At 49.6% G+C, this 18,269-nt stretch carries 12 protein-coding genes; all 12 read left to right on the top strand.

The genetic code is table 11. The annotated features are described in order from the left end of the window. Positions 1–1,828, top strand: a 1,828-nt coding sequence (locus tag ABYT30_RS06915; RefSeq protein WP_373095745.1) for a flavin-containing monooxygenase, incomplete at its 5' end; no start/stop codon positions are given. Then, complete coding sequence (locus ABYT30_RS06910; protein ID WP_373077500.1) at positions 1,825–3,912, top strand: acetate--CoA ligase family protein; 2,088 nt, start codon at positions 1,825–1,827, stop codon at positions 3,910–3,912. The genes ABYT30_RS06915 and ABYT30_RS06910, both read left to right, overlap by 4 nt. Further along, on the top strand, positions 3,909–4,811 hold the full coding sequence (locus tag ABYT30_RS06905; RefSeq protein WP_373077502.1) for an enoyl-CoA hydratase: 903 nt from the start codon (positions 3,909–3,911) through the stop codon (positions 4,809–4,811). Before ABYT30_RS06910 ends, ABYT30_RS06905 begins: the two co-directional genes overlap by 4 nt. Then, a complete protein-coding gene (locus ABYT30_RS06900) occupies positions 4,808–5,965 on the top strand; it encodes an acyl-CoA dehydrogenase family protein (RefSeq protein ID WP_373077505.1) in 1,158 nt (385 codons plus the stop codon). The genes ABYT30_RS06905 and ABYT30_RS06900 overlap by 4 nt, the downstream gene beginning before the upstream one ends. Before the next feature lie 12 nt (positions 5,966–5,977). Continuing rightward, complete coding sequence (locus ABYT30_RS06895) at positions 5,978–7,030, top strand: acyl-CoA dehydrogenase family protein (RefSeq protein WP_373095743.1); 1,053 nt, start codon at positions 5,978–5,980, stop codon at positions 7,028–7,030. Continuing rightward, positions 7,027–7,410, top strand: coding sequence for a nuclear transport factor 2 family protein (locus tag ABYT30_RS06890; protein WP_373077509.1), 384 nt, complete (start codon positions 7,027–7,029; stop codon positions 7,408–7,410). Before ABYT30_RS06895 ends, ABYT30_RS06890 begins: the two co-directional genes overlap by 4 nt. Positions 7,411–7,715: 305 nt before the next feature. Further along, positions 7,716–8,162, top strand: coding sequence for a hypothetical protein (locus ABYT30_RS06885; protein WP_373077511.1), 447 nt, complete (start codon positions 7,716–7,718; stop codon positions 8,160–8,162). A 36-nt stretch (positions 8,163–8,198) separates the two neighbouring features. Continuing rightward, positions 8,199–8,879, top strand: coding sequence for an SDR family NAD(P)-dependent oxidoreductase (locus ABYT30_RS06880; protein WP_373077512.1), 681 nt, complete (start codon positions 8,199–8,201; stop codon positions 8,877–8,879). A gap of 93 nt (positions 8,880–8,972) precedes the next feature. Next, positions 8,973–9,794, top strand: coding sequence for a ThuA domain-containing protein (locus ABYT30_RS06875; protein ID WP_373077514.1), 822 nt, complete (start codon positions 8,973–8,975; stop codon positions 9,792–9,794). Positions 9,795–9,862: 68 nt separating this feature from the next. Further along, entirely contained in the window at positions 9,863–13,369 is a 3,507-nt protein-coding gene (locus ABYT30_RS06870) for a ThuA domain-containing protein (protein WP_373095741.1), read from the top strand. A gap of 109 nt (positions 13,370–13,478) precedes the next feature. Next, positions 13,479–15,125: an FAD-dependent oxidoreductase gene (locus ABYT30_RS06865; protein WP_373077519.1), complete on the top strand. Its 1,647-nt coding sequence runs from the start codon at positions 13,479–13,481 to the stop codon at positions 15,123–15,125. A gap of 593 nt (positions 15,126–15,718) precedes the next feature. Next, complete coding sequence (locus ABYT30_RS06860; protein WP_373077522.1) at positions 15,719–18,058, top strand: TonB-dependent receptor; 2,340 nt, start codon at positions 15,719–15,721, stop codon at positions 18,056–18,058. Positions 18,059–18,269 lie beyond the last annotated feature (211 nt).

Raw genomic sequence — 18,269 nt, 5'->3', positions numbered from 1 at the left:
GGCACCCTATATTACGGGGCCTTGGAGTTATCATGATGAGACACCAGAGGATGTAAAGCTTGAACTACAAAGTGCGGTAGTCGATGCCTTGGTCGCCTGTGTGCGCGACAGCCGTTTACCTGAGCCACTTCCGCCTAAAGACCTGCTACCAAAGATGATGGATGTATGCACGGGGCAAAAAGTGCCGCCGGAGTACATGCCAGTTGCGCTCGAAGAAATGGACTTGCTCGATGAGGACCCTCGTGCCGTCCGCTGGCGCACACAGCCAAGTGCCGAGACTTTAGAGCACTTTAACGTGCTGGTTGTCGGCGCTGGCTTTTCCGGTGTCGCGATGGGAATACGATTGAAGCAAGCCGGAATTCCTTACACCATCATTGAAAAGAACGATTCGGTTGGCGGCACTTGGTATGAGAACACTTACCCAGGTATTGGTGTTGATACGGCCAATCATTTCTACTCCTATTCCTTTGATGTTAATCACGATTGGGATCATTTCTTTGCTAAGGGTGACGAGATTCTGCGATACATTCGTCGCAATGCCGAGCGCGAGGAAATTACCGCAAATACCCGTTTCCGTGAGGAAGTTACCCAGGCGCAGTGGGATGACGCTGCAGGGCTGTGGCACGTAAAGACCCAAACTGCCGACGGTACCGTAGTTGATTACACCGCAAATGTACTGGTGAGTGCGGTTGGCCAGCTAAATCGCGCGTCGATGCCGGCAATTGACGGGCTCGACGACTTTAAAGGGCCTAAGTTTCACACCTCAAATTGGGATCACTCGGTTTCTATTGAGGGGAAGCGGGTTGGCATGATCGGTACCGGTGCTACCGGCATGCAGGTTGGGCCAGCAATTGCGCCCGTGGTCGGTAACTTGACTATATTCCAGCGCTCGCCCCATTGGGCTATGTGGAATCCGCTTTACTTTAAAACGGTCAGCGAAAACAAAAAATGGGTATTAAAAAATATCCCTTATTACTCTAAATGGTTCCGATTCCAGTTGTTTTGGTCGTCGTCAGATGGCTTCCATAAAATGTTGCAAATCGACCATGATTGGCCGGACAAACAGCGTTCGCTGAACGCTCAAAATGCCGAAATTCGCAAGCAGCTGGAAGAGTACATCGCCAAAGAGGTGAATTACGATCCTGAGCTGATCCGCAAGTCTGTGCCAAATTATCCGCCATACGGTAAGCGTATGCTGCGAGATAATCACTGGTATCGGATGCTGACCCGCGACAACGTCGATCTTGTGGATACCCAGATTGACCATATCGAAGAAAATGCCGTGGTTATGGCTGACGGCACACGCCACGAAGTCGATGTATTGGTTTTGGCGACGGGTTTTAAAGCGTCGAAAATGTTGGCGCCGATGGATATTCGCGGTCGTGGTGATGCCACTATTCGTGGACGTTGGGGTGACGATGATCCTCGCGCCTACCTCGGCATCACTGCGCCAGAGTTCCCGAACATGTTTTTCTTGTATGGTCCAAATACCAATCTTGGTCATGGCGGCAGTGCGGTATTTCACAGCGAGTGTCAAGTTGGTTACATCATGCAGGGTATCCGTGAGCTGATTGAGTCGGGTTCGTCCGTAATGGAAGTACGGGAAGAGCCGTTTTGGGAATACCAAGAAAAAGTTGATCACAAGCACCGTAATATGGTGTGGTCGCACCCCGGCGTAGGCAGTTGGTATAAAAACAAAAATGGCCGTGTCACGGCTAATTCGCCATGGCGATTGGTTGACTATCGCGATATGACGGCAAGCTTCGACCCCAGTGATTACACATTTACCAAAATAAACTCTACCGATAGCAAGGAGGCTTCTGCATGAGCCTAGCGCCACTTCTTAAACCCAATTCTATTGCAATTATTGGCGCTTCCTCAACGCCGACTCGCGTCGGCGGCATTCCGCTGCATCTGCTTAAAGATGCGGGTTTTAAAAACCTGTACCCGGTGAACCCCAAGAATACCGAAATTGCAGGAATTCCCTGCTATCCAGATATTGAGTCGATTCAAAAGCCCGTAGACTTAGTGTTACTGGCTATTTCAGCAAACGATACCTTGCCTTACCTAGAGCGTTGCCATGCCGTTGGTGTAAAAGCTGCGGTGGTTTTTGCGGCGGGCTTTGCGGAAACCAATGAGCCAGAAGGCATCGCGCTACAGGACGAATTGACTGCTTTTGCTAAGCGCACCGGTATGCGTATCTCCGGTCCTAACTGCATGGGCAATGCGAATTTCGTCGATGGCATCTTTACTACTTTTGGTACCTCGTTTCGGCCAGGGGATCCGGCCGGTAACGTAGCCCTGCTTACCCAAAGCGGCAATATGTGCGCCTCCATGTACCGCATGGCGCGCCGCGAGGGTGTCGCCTTTAGTCATGTCATCAATACGGGTAATGAGGCCGACGTAGAATTTTCTGATTACCTAAATTTTCTCGCGGATGACCCAGATACCACCGCGGTACTTTGCTATATCGAAGCGCTGCGCAACGGCCCGCGCTTCCTAGAAGCGGCCGCGGCATTTAAAGCTAAAGGCAAATTGCTGGCTGTTTATAAGGTAGGTACCAGTGAGAAGGGGGCTGACGCTGCCGCGTCGCATACCGCAGCCCTTGCAGGCAATAACAAAGCTTATGAGGCGGCCTTCACGCAAGGCGGCGTTGCGCGCGCCCATGAATTATCGACATTGACCGATTTGGCCTACCTGCATGGCTTTGGCGCGCGAATTAAAGGCAGTGCCAGTGCGATTATCAGTGTCTCAGGCGCTGGTGGGGCGATATTGGCTGATGCCTTGTCGCTCTACAATGCCGATGTACCTGAATTTCCAGAAGCGGTAAAAGCGAAACTGCGCGAAAGTATTCCGGCCTACGGGATGGTCGCCAACCCGGTTGATGTCACCGGCAACTTGGTGAATAACAACGACTTCCTATTCGACGCAATGAAGCTCGCCGTTGATCCAGAAAACATCGACGTTATTATCGCTTACTTGCCGGGCTATTTTTTAGATCGTGCAATTCCACAGTTAGAACGCTTAGCCAATAGTACCGATAAAAGTATTGTGGTCATTGACACCTTTGCCGTCGCAGATCGCGCTGCCGTAGAAAAACTCGGCATCGCCTATTTCGACGACTTTGATCGTGCAGCAAGAGCCATTGCAATTTACGGTGCTTGGCGCAAAGAAGAAGTTACAGGCGTTGAGTCGCTGGCTGCGAAAGCTACATGGCCTGAACTGCCCGCTGGCGAAGGTGCCTTGTCTGAAGCACAGGCCAAACATGTTCTCGAGCAGTTTGGTGTGCCCGTTGTTGAGGATGCAGTGACTCAAACTGTTGAAGAAGCGCGGGCCGCTGCTGAACGTATTGGCTACCCATTGGTACTCAAATTAGTTAGCCCTGATGTTGCCCATAAAACTGAGTACGGCGTTATTAAGCTTGGGCTTAAGTCCGCTGATGAAGTTGCTGAAGCTTTTGAAGACGTTATGGCCAAAGCCAAGGCGCTGCCCAATGTCCGTATTGAAGGTATTACCCTTGAGCCGATGCTCGCAGGGGGCGTGGAGCTGTTAGTTGGTGTGACTAAGGATCCTGTCTTTGGCTGGATGCTAACGGTTGGTCTTGGCGGTGTTTGGACCGAATTGATGAAGGATGTTAGTCATCGCTTACTGCCAGTGAATGAGGTCGGTGCGCTGGAAATGCTGCGCAGCCTTAAAGGCTTCGGTTTGATGGATGGTTTCCGTGGCCAGCCGAAGGCTGATGTCGAATCAGCAGCGCGAGCTATTGCGGCGCTGTCAGTGGCTGCGCTGGCGACTGAGCCGCGGGTGCGTGAAATTGAAGTGAATCCGCTTCTTGTATTACCGCAAGGGCAAGGCGCAGTGGCTGTAGATGCCTTGGTAATATTTGACGAAGTGGCGGATGCGGCGCAATGAGTGGTTCGGTAAATCACGCAGAAAAGCCCGGAATCGTATACGAAACCGACGAGCCCGTTACTTACCGCGTTGACGAAGCCGGTATTGCTTGGATCACGATGAATCGACCCAAGTACAATAATGCCCAGAATAGTCAGATGACTTACGCGCTTGACGCCGCGTTTGTGAACGCGATAAATGATGATGCAGTGAAGGTCATTGTGCTCGCTGGTGAGGGTAAGCATTTCTCCGCTGGGCACGATATAGGCACGCCTGGTCGCGACGTTGCTAAGTCTTTTGACCGCAAAATGCTACTTCCGGATCATGTCGGTAAGCCTGGTGCTGAGTTTCTTTATACCCGCGAACAGGAAGTCTATTTAGGTATGTGCCGCCGCTGGCGCGACGCGCCCAAGGCGACCGTGGCAATGGTGCAAGGTGCGTGCATTGCTGGCGGTCTGATGCTGGCATGGGTTTGCGATTTGATTGTTGCCTCTGAAGATGCTTTTTTTCAGGACCCCGTTGTACGAATGGGTATTCCGGGAGTTGAATATTTTGCTCACGCTTTCGAGCTACCGCCCCGTGTAGCAAAGGAGTTTTTGTTGTTAGGCGAGCGTATGTCTGCACAGCGTGCGGAAAGCTTTGGCATGGTTAATCGCGTGGTGCCCAGAGCGGAATTGACTGAGGAAACCCAGCGCATTGCAATCAAGTTGGCCGCACAGCCGAGCTTGGGTGTTTGGTTAACTAAACAGGCAGTTAATCATGTAGAAGAATTACGCGGTAAGCGCACGGCGATGGATTCTGTCTACCATATGCATCATTTTGCACACGCGCAAAATGACTTGGTATCGGGGAATGCCCTTGGCGGTTTGGATGGCAAGAGTATGGCCGCTGCAAATAAAAAGCAGGAAGGTAAAGCATGAAGTTGGAATATACCGCCGAGGAAAAGGCATTCCGCATGGAAGTGCGGGCGTGGATGGAAGCGAATGTACCTAAGCACAAACTCCCATCTTTTGACCTTACGCGAGAGGGCTTTGAAGCGCACCGCGAATGGGAACGTACCTTACACAAAGGCCGTTGGGGCATGGTTACTTGGCCAGAAGAATTGGGTGGCCGAGGCTTAGACCTGATTCGTTGGCTAATTTTTGAAGAAGAATACTATCGCGCAAACGCGCCGGTGCGGGTTAATCAGAACGGAATTTTTTTGCTTGGTCCAACCATGATGGAGTATGGCACTGAAGAGCAAAAAGCGCGTTTCTTGCCGAGCATGGCGGCCGGTGACGATGTGTGGGCGCAGGCATGGTCTGAGCCGGGTGCGGGCAGCGATTTGGCTGGCGTACGTGCAACAGCGCGACGCGAAGGTGACCACTATATTCTTAACGGCCATAAAATTTGGTCTACCCGCGCGGTATTTGCGGACTGGGCCTTTGGCCTGTTCCGGGAACCAGGCAGCGAGCGTCACAAGGGCATGTCCCTAATATTATTCAAACTCGACACCCCTGGTGTTGATCGTCGTCCCATTGCGCGCCTTGATGGCGAGCTGGTGTTTGCCGAGATCTTTTTAGATGACGTCAAAGTACCCGTCGCCAACCGCTTAGGCGCGGAAGGTGAAGGCTGGAAGGTGTGCATGTCGACCGCCGGCTTCGAGCGTGGACTCATGCTGCGCAGTCCTGCCCGTTATCAAGTGGCTGCCCAGCGCTTGGTGGCGCTTTACCGCAAACACCAAGATGAGTTAGAGCCAACTGTTCGCGCCAATGTTGCCAAAGCGTACATGGATGCTGAAGCCTATGCCTTGAATATATACGCGTCAGCAAGTCGCTTGATGGCGGGTGGCAAAATTGGACCAGAAAGCAGTACCAATAAGATATTTTGGTCAGAAATGGATATTCAACTGCATCGAACTGCCCTTGAGATTTTGGGTGAGCGCGCCGAATTGCTGCCAAGTTCACCTGATGCAGGTGATGTTGGTGATTGGCTGGGCGATTATATCTTTTCCTTGGCCGGTCCAATTTACGCTGGTTCTAATGAAATTCAGCGCAATATTATCGCCGAGCGCATGCTAAATTTGCCCCGCTGAGAGGTTATGTAAATGTTTGTTCTTACCGAAGACCAGCAGCTGATTCATGAGGCCGCGCGTACTTTACTAGTTGAAAATTGCAGCACTGAGCAGTTGCGTAAAATGTTGGCTGATGGCCAGGTGCAAGACGAGGCGCGCTGGGCGCAAATTTTGGAAATGGGTCTGCCATCGATTCTTGTTAGTGAAGAGCGGGGCGGTCTAGGGTTAAGCGCTGTCGACTTTGTTGGCGTAGCAGAAGCCGCCGGCTATGTTGCTCTACCCGAGCCATTGGTGGAGCAGGGTGGTGTTGTTCTGCCATTATTGGCTGGATTGAGCGACAGCAAAGGTTGGCTGGATCGGGCTCTAGCGGGCGCGAAGATTGCGATCGATCATCCGGCACAGCACTTTGTTGCCGACGCCAACCAGGCTGAAGCCGTTATATTTTTTGTGGATGGCGCAATTCATATCGTCGAGCGCGATCAACTTGAACTGATTAAACAAGAAAGTATCGACCCCTTCCGTGAGTTGTCGCGAGTTGTGTACAGCTTTTCGGCAGAAACACAGCTGGCAAAAGGCGACGAGGCGCAGAAATTAATTGCCGAGGCATTTGAGCGCGGCGCCTTATTCTGCGCCGCCCAAGCACTGGGTCTTGCTCAGCGCTGTGTGGATATGGCAGTAAGTTACACTCAGGAACGAACTCAGTTCGGTAAGCCGATTGGCAGCTATCAAGCCGTAAAGCACATGCTTGCCAATGTTCAAGTTCAAATCGAGTTTGCCCGCCCGGTTATATACGCCGCCGCGGTTGAACTGCCATTGGGCGGCCCTATTGCCGCTGCCCGCGTTAGCCACGCTAAGTTGGCGGCTACCGAAGCTGCTGATTTTGCGGCGCGCACTGCGCTGCAGGCGCACGGTGCAATGGGATTTACTTGGGAAGTCGATTTGCATTTCTTTATGAAACGGGCGCTGGCCCTACTTGCGGCGTGGGGCAAACCAGCCTTGCATCGTAACCGCGTAGTTGAACGTATGCTGGAACAGCCTATTGGTCCAGATTCCCTTTTTGCCAGCGAAATTGAGGCCATAGCATGAGCGATATCAGTCACTTAATCCTCAGCCAGGAGGAGTTGCGTTGCGCAGCAATGCGCAGTGCCGATCTTGATGCTTTGGATAATATCCTAGATGCGGATCTTTACTTTTGTCACGCCAACGGCGTGATCGATGACAAAGCAATCTATTTAGGGAAAATGGCACAGGGCAATATTGTGTACCGGTCAATCGAGTGGAGCGACCAGCAGGTTTCACTATTGCCTGGCCAAACCACTGCGCTGCTTACCGGACGAATGACGTCCGAGGTGTCGGTAAGTGGTGTAGAGAAGCTGCTCGATAATCGCGTTGTCGGGATTTGGGTAAATGTCGATGATCAATGGCGCTTGCGTGGTTTTCAGACCACGCCACTGCCAAAATCCTAAGCAGAATAAAAAATTAATTTATTGAGTGGATATTATAAGCTCAATGTCAGCGTGGGTTCATGAGCTCGCGTTGGCAAAGATAATAAATCATTGTGTGTTGTTCGCTTTTCCAATATTTCCGTCATTTAACTTATATCTCTTCGCGCGGTTAGTTTTATTTATCATCGTGGTTCGATACGAAAATCGATCTTAACCGATTGGGCGCTAAGCTCACGAAACAGAGTAGGTAGTATTGTATGGTGAGTGTAGTAGGACCAAAAACGCTTCGTGAGCACACTCGTGGAGAGTGCCTTAAGAGCTTTGTGGTGAATTTTCTGATTAGCGCTGGCTTGGCCTATGCGATTTTCAGTAAACATGATTCTATTGAAGCCTGGGGAGTTGAAGGTTACGTTGTCGACCTTACTGCAACTGGATTTTTTATGGCTGCGATCGTGGCAGCAATTTATATCGTTAAACACAAAATAAGTAAGCAGCGTTGGCTATTGGCTGCGCCAGAGAATAGCGTGGATGTTATCGCCGACCACCTTCCCCTTAGCGTAACTCTAGCGAGTCTTATGATTGGCATAATTGGTCTCGTAAGCGCAGCTGTCTTATTGCTGATATTAGTACCCATGGATGCATATACAAATTTTACCGCGGCATCTTATGCCGTTATTAAAGGCTTTTGGGCTGGAGCCTTGGCGGCGCTAGTTGTCTATATGGCTGTTCGCTGTGGTCTAAAAATTAACAATGCTCAGTATCAGCTCCACTAATTAGTCAGTGGACGTACTAAAGAAAGGATGATTGCAGTGGCTCTAGAAAATAAAATTATTGTTATCACTGGTGCGCTAGGTTCACTTGGTCGCGCTATGTCGGTAGCGGCAGTGGCTGCCGGTGCGAAAGTGGTAGGTTTGGATTGCGTTAATGGTAGCCCCGAAGGCGGTGTTAGTTCACTGCGAGTAGTCGATCTGGGTGACACGAAGGCAACTAGAGTTTGTGTGGCTGCTATTGCTGCAGAGTATGGCCGGATCGACGCGATTGTGAATATCGCTGGTGGATTTGTTTGGGAAACCCTGATTGATGGTGATATTGCGTCCTGGGATCGGATGTATCAACTCAATGTTCGAACGGTCGTGAATGCCTGCCAAGCCACGCTGCCTCATTTTCCGGCGAGTGGCGGTAGAATTGTGAATATTAGCGCGGTTGGCGCTTTAAAAGCTGCAGCCGGCATGGGCGCGTACGCTTCCTCTAAGTCGGGGGTGGCAAGGTTGACGGAAGCCTTGGCAGAGGAGCTTAAAAGTAAAAACATTACGGTTAACGCTGTGCTGCCTAGTGTTATTGATACTGCACCTAATCGCGCGGACATGCCTGATGCAGACTTTTCAAGCTGGGTAAGTCCAAAGGCATTAGCTGATGTTATCTTGTTTCTATTAAGTGACGCCGCTGAGCCCGTTACAGGTGCTTTGATCCCAGTGACGGGCCGAGTATAAATTGGCAGCTCGGAGTGCCTTTAACCGGCCTATTCGCCGCTGTGAATAATCAAAGGGGCGTAATAGCGCCCGTTTGTATTGAGGTGTGACAGAATGAAAATCTTTAAAATTTTTCTAGTTGTGGTGTTGCTACTCCTGGCCGCGGCCTTCGCGTATTTAAATTACACGGGTATTTTGCGATCACCTGAATACGATAGCCAAGCTCCTGAAATTACCGGTATACAACGCCCTGCGGTGCTGGTGTTAAATAAAACCAATGGTTTTATTCACCGCGAGTCACAGCCAGCTGCAAGTAGAATGCTTATTGAGCTAGCGGCGGAAAATGGTTGGCATATTTACCAAACAGAGAATGCGGCGTCGCATAATGCTGAGGATTTGGCAAAATTTGACCTCGTGGTTTGGAATAACACCTCGGGGGACCTATTAACAATACGGCAGCGCGTGGATTTTAAATCGTGGTTACTTGCGGGGGGGAAGTGGTTGGGCTTGCATTCAGCAGGTGGCGACATTGCTTATGAGTGGAGCTGGTTTCCAGAAACCTTAATCGGCGCACAATTTACCGGTCATACCTTAGGGCCGCAGCTGCAAGATGCGCAGGTATTGGTGGTTGAGCCATCTCCTTTAACGGCACATATAAATAATCCCTGGCTTGTTCCGAAAGAGGAGTGGTACGCCTTTGACCGAAATCCTCGAGACACTGGCTCAACTATTCTGTTAGCACTTGATGAAAGCTCGTATAAGCCAGTGTCAATGTTTGGCGATGCGAGTATGCCCGGTGAACACCCTATTGTGTGGACCCATAAGCTTGGCGAAGGTAGGATCGTTTATTCGGCGATGGGCCATACTGCGGCGACCTACGATCTGCCAGAATATCGGCAGTTTATAAGTAAGGTTATTAATATGTTGGTGGAATAATAAGGCTTGGGTGTCTCGATAGCTGGATAAAAATAAACTGAATAATAGTTTTCTTCGGAAATAGTAATATGATCAAACGTCACCCTATTGTCACAATGATACTCGTTTTCGCGCTAGGTGCTGGCGCGGTATATACGTGGATGAATCGAGCTGTGCCGGACTTTGGACGCGCTGTTCTCGTTTTTAGTCAATCTGAAGGGGCTAGCCACGATAGTATTCCAGCGGGTATTGCCGCAATCGAGAGTCTTGTTCGGGCAGAAAAATTCAATGTCGTGCTTAGCGAAGATCCGAGCGTTTTTAGTGATGCGTCCCTCGCCAAATATCGGGCTGTCGTTTTCCTCAATACAAGTGGTGATGTTTTAAATGCTGAGGAACAAATAGCATTTGAACGCTTTATTCAAGCGGGTGGCGGTTATGTGGGTATTCACGCGGCTGCCGATTCAAAATTTAGGAATGGTCGAGAGTGGTCTTGGTATCAGCGCTTAGTTGGCGGCATTATCGATGCTGAGCCCAACAATACGGAAGAGTTGGTGACGATAAAATTAACTGATGCTGATAGTGAATTGGGTCGGGGTGCCGCCGAGCAGTGGCAGATCAGTGATGAATTATTGAATTATCGCCGTATATCAAAGGGCATCAATGTCTTGATGACGGCGACTAGACACAGCGGGGCCGCAGAAAAGGTCGGTGCTGATGCGCGGGCTGTCGCTTGGTATAGAGATTTCGACGGTGGGCGTAGTTTCTATCTTGGTCTAGGACACACCGCCGCGAGCTATGAAGACGCTAATTTTATCGCCTTGCTTCGTGGCGGTATCGAGTATGCGATGGGCGATGGCAGCGCCTTAGATTATAGCCGGTCGCGCCCTGAGGCATGGCGCTTTACGCGCACGGTATTGGACTCGAATTTGAATGAACCGCTTAAAATAGCGTTTAGCCCTAGCGGTGATTTGTATTTTGTAGAGCGTGGTGGAAACTTCCTCCGTTATGATTTTGAGCAGGGTAAATCGATAGTCGTTCATCATTTTGATGTGCGAACCTTTGCCGAGTACGGCTTGCTGGGTTTTGCGTTTGATCCTGATTTTGAAAACAACCATTGGTTGTACGTGTACCGCACCATCGCGGCTGGGAACGCTGGCCGTCACGTACTCGCCCGCTTTAAATTTGAAAATGGCGTAATCGACGAAGAATCTGAGCAGGTTTTTCTTAGCGCGACAGCTGATGGCAATGACAGTCAGGCAACTGCCCATACTGGCGGGGACATGCTGTTTGATGATGTTGGCAATTTATGGCTTACCACCGGTGATGACACGCTGGCCGGAGGCGCCGCCAATATCGACGACCGGCCGGGGCATATAGGTAGCGATGCCGGTCGATCTGCGGGTAATACCCAGGATTTGCGCGGCAAAATTTTACGAATAAAACCCCGCGCGGAGCCTGACGAGAACGGTCGCTATTACGATATTCCCAAGGGTAATTTATTTAGCTCCGCAGATGAGGGCCGCCCTGAAATTTATGTCATGGGTTTGCGTAATCCTTACACTATTGCTTACGATCATCGTCGCCAGCGCGTCTACTGGGGCGAAGTCGGGCCAGATTCTAGCGAGTATAATGATCGCGGGCCGTGGGGCTTCGACGAAGTTAATTATGCTGAAAAGGCGGGGAATTTCGGCTGGCCCTACGTCATCGCCGATAATCAGCCGTATAGTTATTTTGATTATGAGGCGGAGAAGTCGCTTGAAAAGGCCAATGTGAATGCGCCGGTTAATACCTCCAAAAACAATAGCGGATTGAAAGTGCTTCCCCCCGCGCAGCCGGCGTGGATTTATTACCCTTATTCTGAAAGTGACGAATTTTTTGAGCTGGGCAGTGGTGGCCGCAATGCCTTGGTCGTGCCGATCTATTATTCGGATGAAGTCGATGCGACTAGTGAGGTTAAATTTCCAGCGTATTTCGATGGTAAATTGTTGATCTCTGATTTCATTCGCCGCTGGTTGATGGTGGTGAATACCGATTCTCAGGGGCAGCCAGAGAGTATGGTGCCGGTATTTGAACAATCCTTTAGCGCACCTCTAGATATGGTCTACGGTCCGGATGGCGCTTTGTACGTGGTTGAGTACGGCACTGACTGGTTTTCGCAAAACCCAGACTCTTATATAAGCCGTATTGAGTATTACAGTGGTGATAACGCGCCGCCGGTTGCGGTGGCGAAGGCCAGCAAAACGATCGGTGCAGCGCCGCTGAGCACGGAGCTAGATGCATCGGCCTCCTTTGACCGAGGGGCAATAGATGGCAAGCTTAGTTATCGCTGGCAGCTAATTGAAAATGGGAAGCCAGGTAAGCTGATCGGCGAGAAGCAGATTCAAGCCTACACCTTCGAGACCCACGGTGAACAGTTCGTGCAATTGACAGTTACCGATGATGGTGGCCAAGAGAGCAGTCAGCGGCTGCGCTTTTTGGTCGGCAATGAGCGCCCAGAGGTTGAAATCAAGCTGACGGGCAATCGGTCCTTCTACTGGGAAGATCAGCCCGTTGAGTATCAAGTTATCGTCAATGACCTTGAGGACGGTAGTACCACCACTGGGGAGCTTAGCGGAGCCGATATCGTTGTTAAATCTGGGTATGTTGCCGGTGGTGAAGATCTGGCGGCAGCATTGACAAAGCAGTCCGTGAATCCAGTACTGGCTGGTAGCGAGCTCGTGAAGAGCGGCAGCGACTGCCATGCTTGCCATAGCCTTGATGCAGCCTCGATAGGCCCATCGTTTATGGATATTGCTGCGCGCTATAAAAATCGTAGTGATGCGGCGAACTACCTGCAAAATGCGGTTGCCAAGGGCAGCAGCGGGCAGTGGGGCGGCAATCACGCCATGCCGGGCCACCCAAGTTTGTCGGCAGATCAATTGAACTATATTAGTAGTTTTATATTGTCCTTAGGAGCTGGCGAACAAGCTGCGGAGACCTCCGCTTTAACCGGGCAGATAAGGTTTGACCAACATCAAAGCGATTATTATGAGGTGAGTGAAAGTGGTCTGCTCACTATCGATCTCGGTCGCTTTTACCCGGGTGCCTACCTGCTGAACGCCAGTTATACCGATAAAGGCACGAACTTGGCACCGGCACTTCAGAGCCAAAAAACGATCATTCTTCGTTATCCGCGGATAAGCGCTGGTTCTTTTGATGAACTGGTAAATATGCGCGGGTTTGGTGTCGGTAGTGAAAAGGTTGGCTTTGTAACGGAACCCTCAAAAGGCGCGACAACGAGCTATGGCCTTTTGAAAAACATTGATTTAAGCGGTATCAAAACCATAAAAGTTACAACATGGGCGCAAAAGCCAGTTATGCCGGGTGGCCCAATTGAATTGAGGCTAGATAGCCCAGAAGGTAGGCTAATTGCTTCTGCTGAAGTTGAGTCTTCGCTTATTGCAGACGCTAAAGGTAAGGCGGTAGAGTTAGACGTTTCTAATGTTGAGGGTATTCACGATTTATATTTGGGTGCGTCGTTGGCTCCAGGGGATGCCGAGGCGCCGGAAGTACATAGGGCACTTTATGGGATACTGACGGTGGAGTTTTTGCGCTGACAAGTAAACTATTGGCCTCTGGCGGCAGAGACAAATAAAGATGGTGGATTGGGTTGATTGCAACGTCGCGTAGGCAGATAACAAAAACTAAATAGACGAGGGTGACAAAATGTCGGATGAAGTATTTGATTTTGTAGTGGTAGGTAGTGGTGGCGGTTCTATGTGTGCGGCCTTGGTAATGAGGGCTGCGGGTAAGAGTGTCCTTATTCTTGAAAAATCTGAGCTGCTTGGTGGTACTACTGCGATCTCCGGCGGCGTTATGTGGATTCCGAATAATCGCTATATGAAAGAGGCGGGAATACCCGACAGCCGTGAAGACGCCATCGCCTACTTGGATGCGACAATCGGCGATGACCCAGCGATGCTGGGTGCGACCAAGGAGCGCCGCCTCGCCTACGTCGATGAATCGCCAAAGATGATCGACTTTTTGGTTGAGCAGGGCATTAAATTACGCCGTATTCCGTCTTGGCCAGATTACTATAAGGCTCCCGGCGAATCAGTACCAGGCCGCACAGTGGTATCGGAATTATTCGACCTTAAACAACTAGGCCCGTGGAAGTCGAAGCTCCGCCCAGGTTTTCTACCGCTGCCCGCTAATCTTGATGAGGCCATGCAACTAGGCTTAATGAAGCGCTCTACGGCGGCGAAAAAAATCCTCGCTAAAATTATTGGTCGCGTTATTAAAGACATTTTTACTGCGAAGAAGCGCACAACGGCGGGACAAGCTTTGCAGGGACAAATGTTGTTAGCGGCAGTCAATGCAGGAGTCGAGATACGCGTTAGTTCAGCGGTTAAGCAGTTAATTGTTGAGGATGGACGCGTTAGCGGCGTAATTGTTGAAAAAGACGGTGAGGAGTGCCGTATTGGCGCTCGCAATGGCGTGCTTATCAACGCCGGTGGTTTTGCTCGCAATCAGCAAATGCTGGACGAGTATATCCCAGGAGTCTCAAGCGATTGGACCATGGTTGTCACTGAAGATACCGGCGATTTAATTCAAGAGGGCATGCGCATCGGCGCTGCGGTTGCACAAATGGGCGAACGCATAAGCTATGCGATGGCTCTGCCGCCAGGCGGCAAAGGACCGGTCCCCCTAGATGTGGCCAAACCTTACAGTGTTGTAGTTGATCAATCCGGTAGTCGTTATACCAATGAAGCAGCATCGATTGTGGAAGTGTCACGCAGCCAGTTAGCACGCAATAAAAGCACCCCGTCCATGCCAAGCTGGTTGGTGTTCGATAGCCACTACATGCGTACTTTCATGCTAGCGGGGTCGATGGCCGGTATGAAGAAACCAAAGGAATGGACAGAGGAGAAGTTCCTACGTCAGGGCAATACTATTGAAGAGCTCGCTGCGGCCTGCGAAATTGATCCCGCCAACTTAACAGCAACAGTCGAGCGATTTAATGCTTTTGCCGAGAAGGGCTGTGATGAAGATTTTCATCGCGGTGAACATGCGTATCAGCAATGGATGGGTGACCCATTAAAAGACGGCGATAAAACACTGGGACCCATAACTGAAGCGCCTTTCTTCGCTGTGCCATTTTATCCCGGCGATGTCAGTACCTTTGGTGGATTGGTTACCGATAGCCACGCTCGGGTTTTACGGGAGGATGGCTCCGCTATTGATGGCTTGTATGCAACGGGTACTTCCACTGCATCAGTTGCTGGTGGTGTGGAACTTGGCGCCGGAGGAAGTATTGGGCCATCATTCACTTTTGGTTACCTGGCGGCAAAGCACGCTGTATCTATCTCCTGATGGAACTATTTTTCGAGCACCCCAGGCCTAAGGGTTTGCGGTGTTCGGCCAATTCAGCTTTATGATGGCAGGCAATAGACCATTCCCTGAGTTATTAGTGGCTTGAGTCTGCCTCTTCAGGTCTTCTGACCCTCTGCTTGAGGCGATAATTTCTAGGATATCATAAGCTTACAATCCTACCTTCAAATCACTGCCAATCCTTGTTGGTGTATGGCCGTCAGTTGGGCTCTTAGCGGGAATTGATCTAACCAGGTACAGAGTTTAAGACTTTTTATTTTCCATTGGTCTCACTGCGTGAGTTGCTAAAATTAAAGCAATGATGCTGTGTCATTTCTATTGACTGCGCGAAGAGAATGGGGGTAACCTTAGTACTCATTATCTTGCTTTCACGCCCTAGTATTTATTAGATAGAAACAGTTAGTGTGTTTTTTCTATATCGGCCTGCATAGGCAATAAAGAATAGTAAGCGATTGCTTGCGCAGTTGAAAATATTGTCGCCAGACAGGGTTTAGGCGATTAGTTGGGCTAACTGAGTCTTAGCTCGTCATATCGCTACTGGTGATAATTAAAACGGTAATTTTTAGGACTGTACAATGATAAATAATACAAAATCATGTTTGAGCGTCGCAATATTGACCGCGCTTGTCCTTCCCAATATAGCGCAAGCTGCATTGGAAGAGGTTATCGTTACCGCCCAAAAGCGGGAGCAAAACCTTCAAGATGTTCCTATGGCAATAACGGCTTTAGGGCGTGAGCTATTAGAAGATAATGAGGTTACCAATCTTCAGGACCTCACTAAGCTTGTTCCGTCACTGAGCATGACTTCAACGGATAATCCAGCAACATCTTCTGTGCGTGTACGCGGCGTTGGCACCAGTGTATTCAGTGCAGCGGTAGAGCCCAATGTATCAATGGTAGTGGATGAAGTCCCGTTAGCGAACAATGGTTTAGCGAGCTTTGAGTTTTTAGACCTTGAGCGAATCGAGGTCTTGCGCGGCCCCCAGGGAACGCTGTTCGGCAAAAACTCAACGGCCGGTCTTGTGCATATTATTTCCCGAGATCCTGCTCAGGAGTTTGAAGCTGTTGCTCGCTTAACCCATGAGAAGCCCGATAATTTTCCGGGCTCACTGACTAAGTATCAATTTAGTGGTAGTGGCCCACTTACCGATAATTTAGGACTTCGAGTAAGTGCGTTTTACAAGGATGACAAAGGGTTTTATGAAGATGTAGAGCAAAACGACACCGGTCCAGACTTAATTGTTTACGGTATGCGATCAAAATTGCGCTGGGAGGCGACTGATAGATTGCTTGCCAAGTTCTCGATTGATTACCAAGAGCAAGACGGTGCATCAACTCCTGTTGCGTTCCGCTCGGCCAATCCCGATAAAGCGGAGAAGTCACCAGAAATTAATTACGGCGAAGAGAACCGCCAGGTTAAAACTTTCGGTAACAACAAGGCAAATACCACCAATTTAGGCGGATCGCTGTTTTTTAATTATGACCTCGGCGATTCCAGTTTTACATCGATTACCGGATTTCGGGATTTTGAATTGGACGCTGGTACGGGTATCCCAGACTTTGAGGGCGATCGAATTGACGTTGATCTAGTGGGTACCTATCGTCGAATTGAAACCCTTTCCCAAGAATTTCGGCTTAGTTCAAATGAATTGCAAGAGCTTGAATACACTGTTGGCTTACTTTTATTCAACAATAAAGTGAATGAAAGGTTATATGGTAGCCTCTCGGATATCCCACCAGACATCATCGTCCGCGGTGTTATCCCAGCCTTCCCTGTCGTGCCTTTCCCTGTTACCCCTGGTAGCTTTGGTCAGACCCAGAACACATTCAATTTTGTGGAGGTTGATAACGCAGGATTATACGGACAGCTAACCTGGCATATGCGTGACGACCTGCACCTAACAGTCGGTGGGCGTTATATTTACGAGAAGATGAGTGCATCCGAGGACCGCAACGAAGCTGTTGTTAACGACGACACTGGTCAAGAGGTTTCTAGCACGCATATCGATATCCCACTTACTAGCTTTTCCGATACCGCTGTCATCGGTACGACGTCGATGTCTTATGATTGGACTGAAGACTCGATTATTTACGGGACCATTTCAACGGGCTATCGCGGCGGCGCATTTGATTTGAATGCGACACAGCTCGAAGAAGCCTTCCAAAATCCTGTTGATCCTGAAAAGGCCTTTAATATGGAGCTTGGGATTAAGAGTCGCCTATTTGACAATAAATTAGAAATAAATGTCGCTTTATTTCGAACTGTTTTCGAAGACTTTCAAGCTCAGATCATTAAATTGGGTAGTGCCTCAGGCCAGCTCGTTGCACTCAGTTCCTCGCAGTTAGAAAATGCCGGTGAGATGGAGGCCAAAGGTGTTGAGATTGAGTTTCAGTCACAGCCAATTGATTCCCTATTCTTGAATGGTTCGCTGTTGTATAGCGATAACACATTTAATGAATTCACCACGCAATGTTTTGTTGGCCAAGAGCCTGGCGAAGCTGGCGGCGTAGATGAAGATGGTAACGGTACTTGTGATTCACAGGATCTGGCTGGTGCTCCCCTCGCGTATTCGCCCAAACTTGGTGTCTCTGTTGGTGCGCGTTACGAGATGGTCTTCGATAAAAGCCGTACGTACCTTGCAGTAAATGGTCGTTGGCAAGACGACGTTCAATTTACAAATGAGCAATCTCCGACGACTATTCAGGAAGCATATGCTATTTGGAATATGCGACTAGGTTGGGTTGATATGGAGCATAATATTGAAATCGCTGGCTATATCAATAACCTATTTGCTCAGAGCTATACCACAAATATGCGGCCGCTCAGCGTCAGCAACGACCGTCGCGATGTGAGTCACTTTTTGAACCGTGATGCAGACCGTGTATTTGGTATAAGCCTTAGTTACGATTTGTAATATTTAAGAAAATATAATGATGTATTTAAAGCAGTTAAGGGCTAATGCGCTTAACTGCTTTTTTATAAAAATTGATCAAGGGATATAGGCACTATAATTCAAGGCTGGTTTACAGAATAAAAAGGGCGCTACCGAGAATTCGGTAGCGCCCTTTTGGTTTTTGCAAAATGAAACTTAAGCTCAGAGCCTATTAGATAAGCGCCTTCGCCAG

The organism is Zhongshania sp. (assembly GCF_041623545.1).
Lineage (GTDB): Bacteria > Pseudomonadota > Gammaproteobacteria > Pseudomonadales > Spongiibacteraceae > Spongiibacter.
Note: the sequence above shows the minus strand (reverse complement) of the source record. Positions and strands in the feature narration are given on the sequence as shown.

Coding starts and splice junctions, on each gene's coding strand:
- ABYT30_RS06905 (WP_373077502.1), top strand. CDS start 3,909: ATGAGTGGTTCGGTAAATCACGCAGAAAAGCCCGGAATCGTATACGAA.
- ABYT30_RS06865 (WP_373077519.1), top strand. CDS start 13,479: ATGTCGGATGAAGTATTTGATTTTGTAGTGGTAGGTAGTGGTGGCGGT.
- ABYT30_RS06900 (WP_373077505.1), top strand. CDS start 4,808: ATGAAGTTGGAATATACCGCCGAGGAAAAGGCATTCCGCATGGAAGTG.
- ABYT30_RS06870 (WP_373095741.1), top strand. CDS start 9,863: ATGATCAAACGTCACCCTATTGTCACAATGATACTCGTTTTCGCGCTA.
- ABYT30_RS06860 (WP_373077522.1), top strand. CDS start 15,719: ATGATAAATAATACAAAATCATGTTTGAGCGTCGCAATATTGACCGCG.
- ABYT30_RS06895 (WP_373095743.1), top strand. CDS start 5,978: ATGTTTGTTCTTACCGAAGACCAGCAGCTGATTCATGAGGCCGCGCGT.
- ABYT30_RS06910 (WP_373077500.1), top strand. CDS start 1,825: ATGAGCCTAGCGCCACTTCTTAAACCCAATTCTATTGCAATTATTGGC.
- ABYT30_RS06890 (WP_373077509.1), top strand. CDS start 7,027: ATGAGCGATATCAGTCACTTAATCCTCAGCCAGGAGGAGTTGCGTTGC.
- ABYT30_RS06875 (WP_373077514.1), top strand. CDS start 8,973: ATGAAAATCTTTAAAATTTTTCTAGTTGTGGTGTTGCTACTCCTGGCC.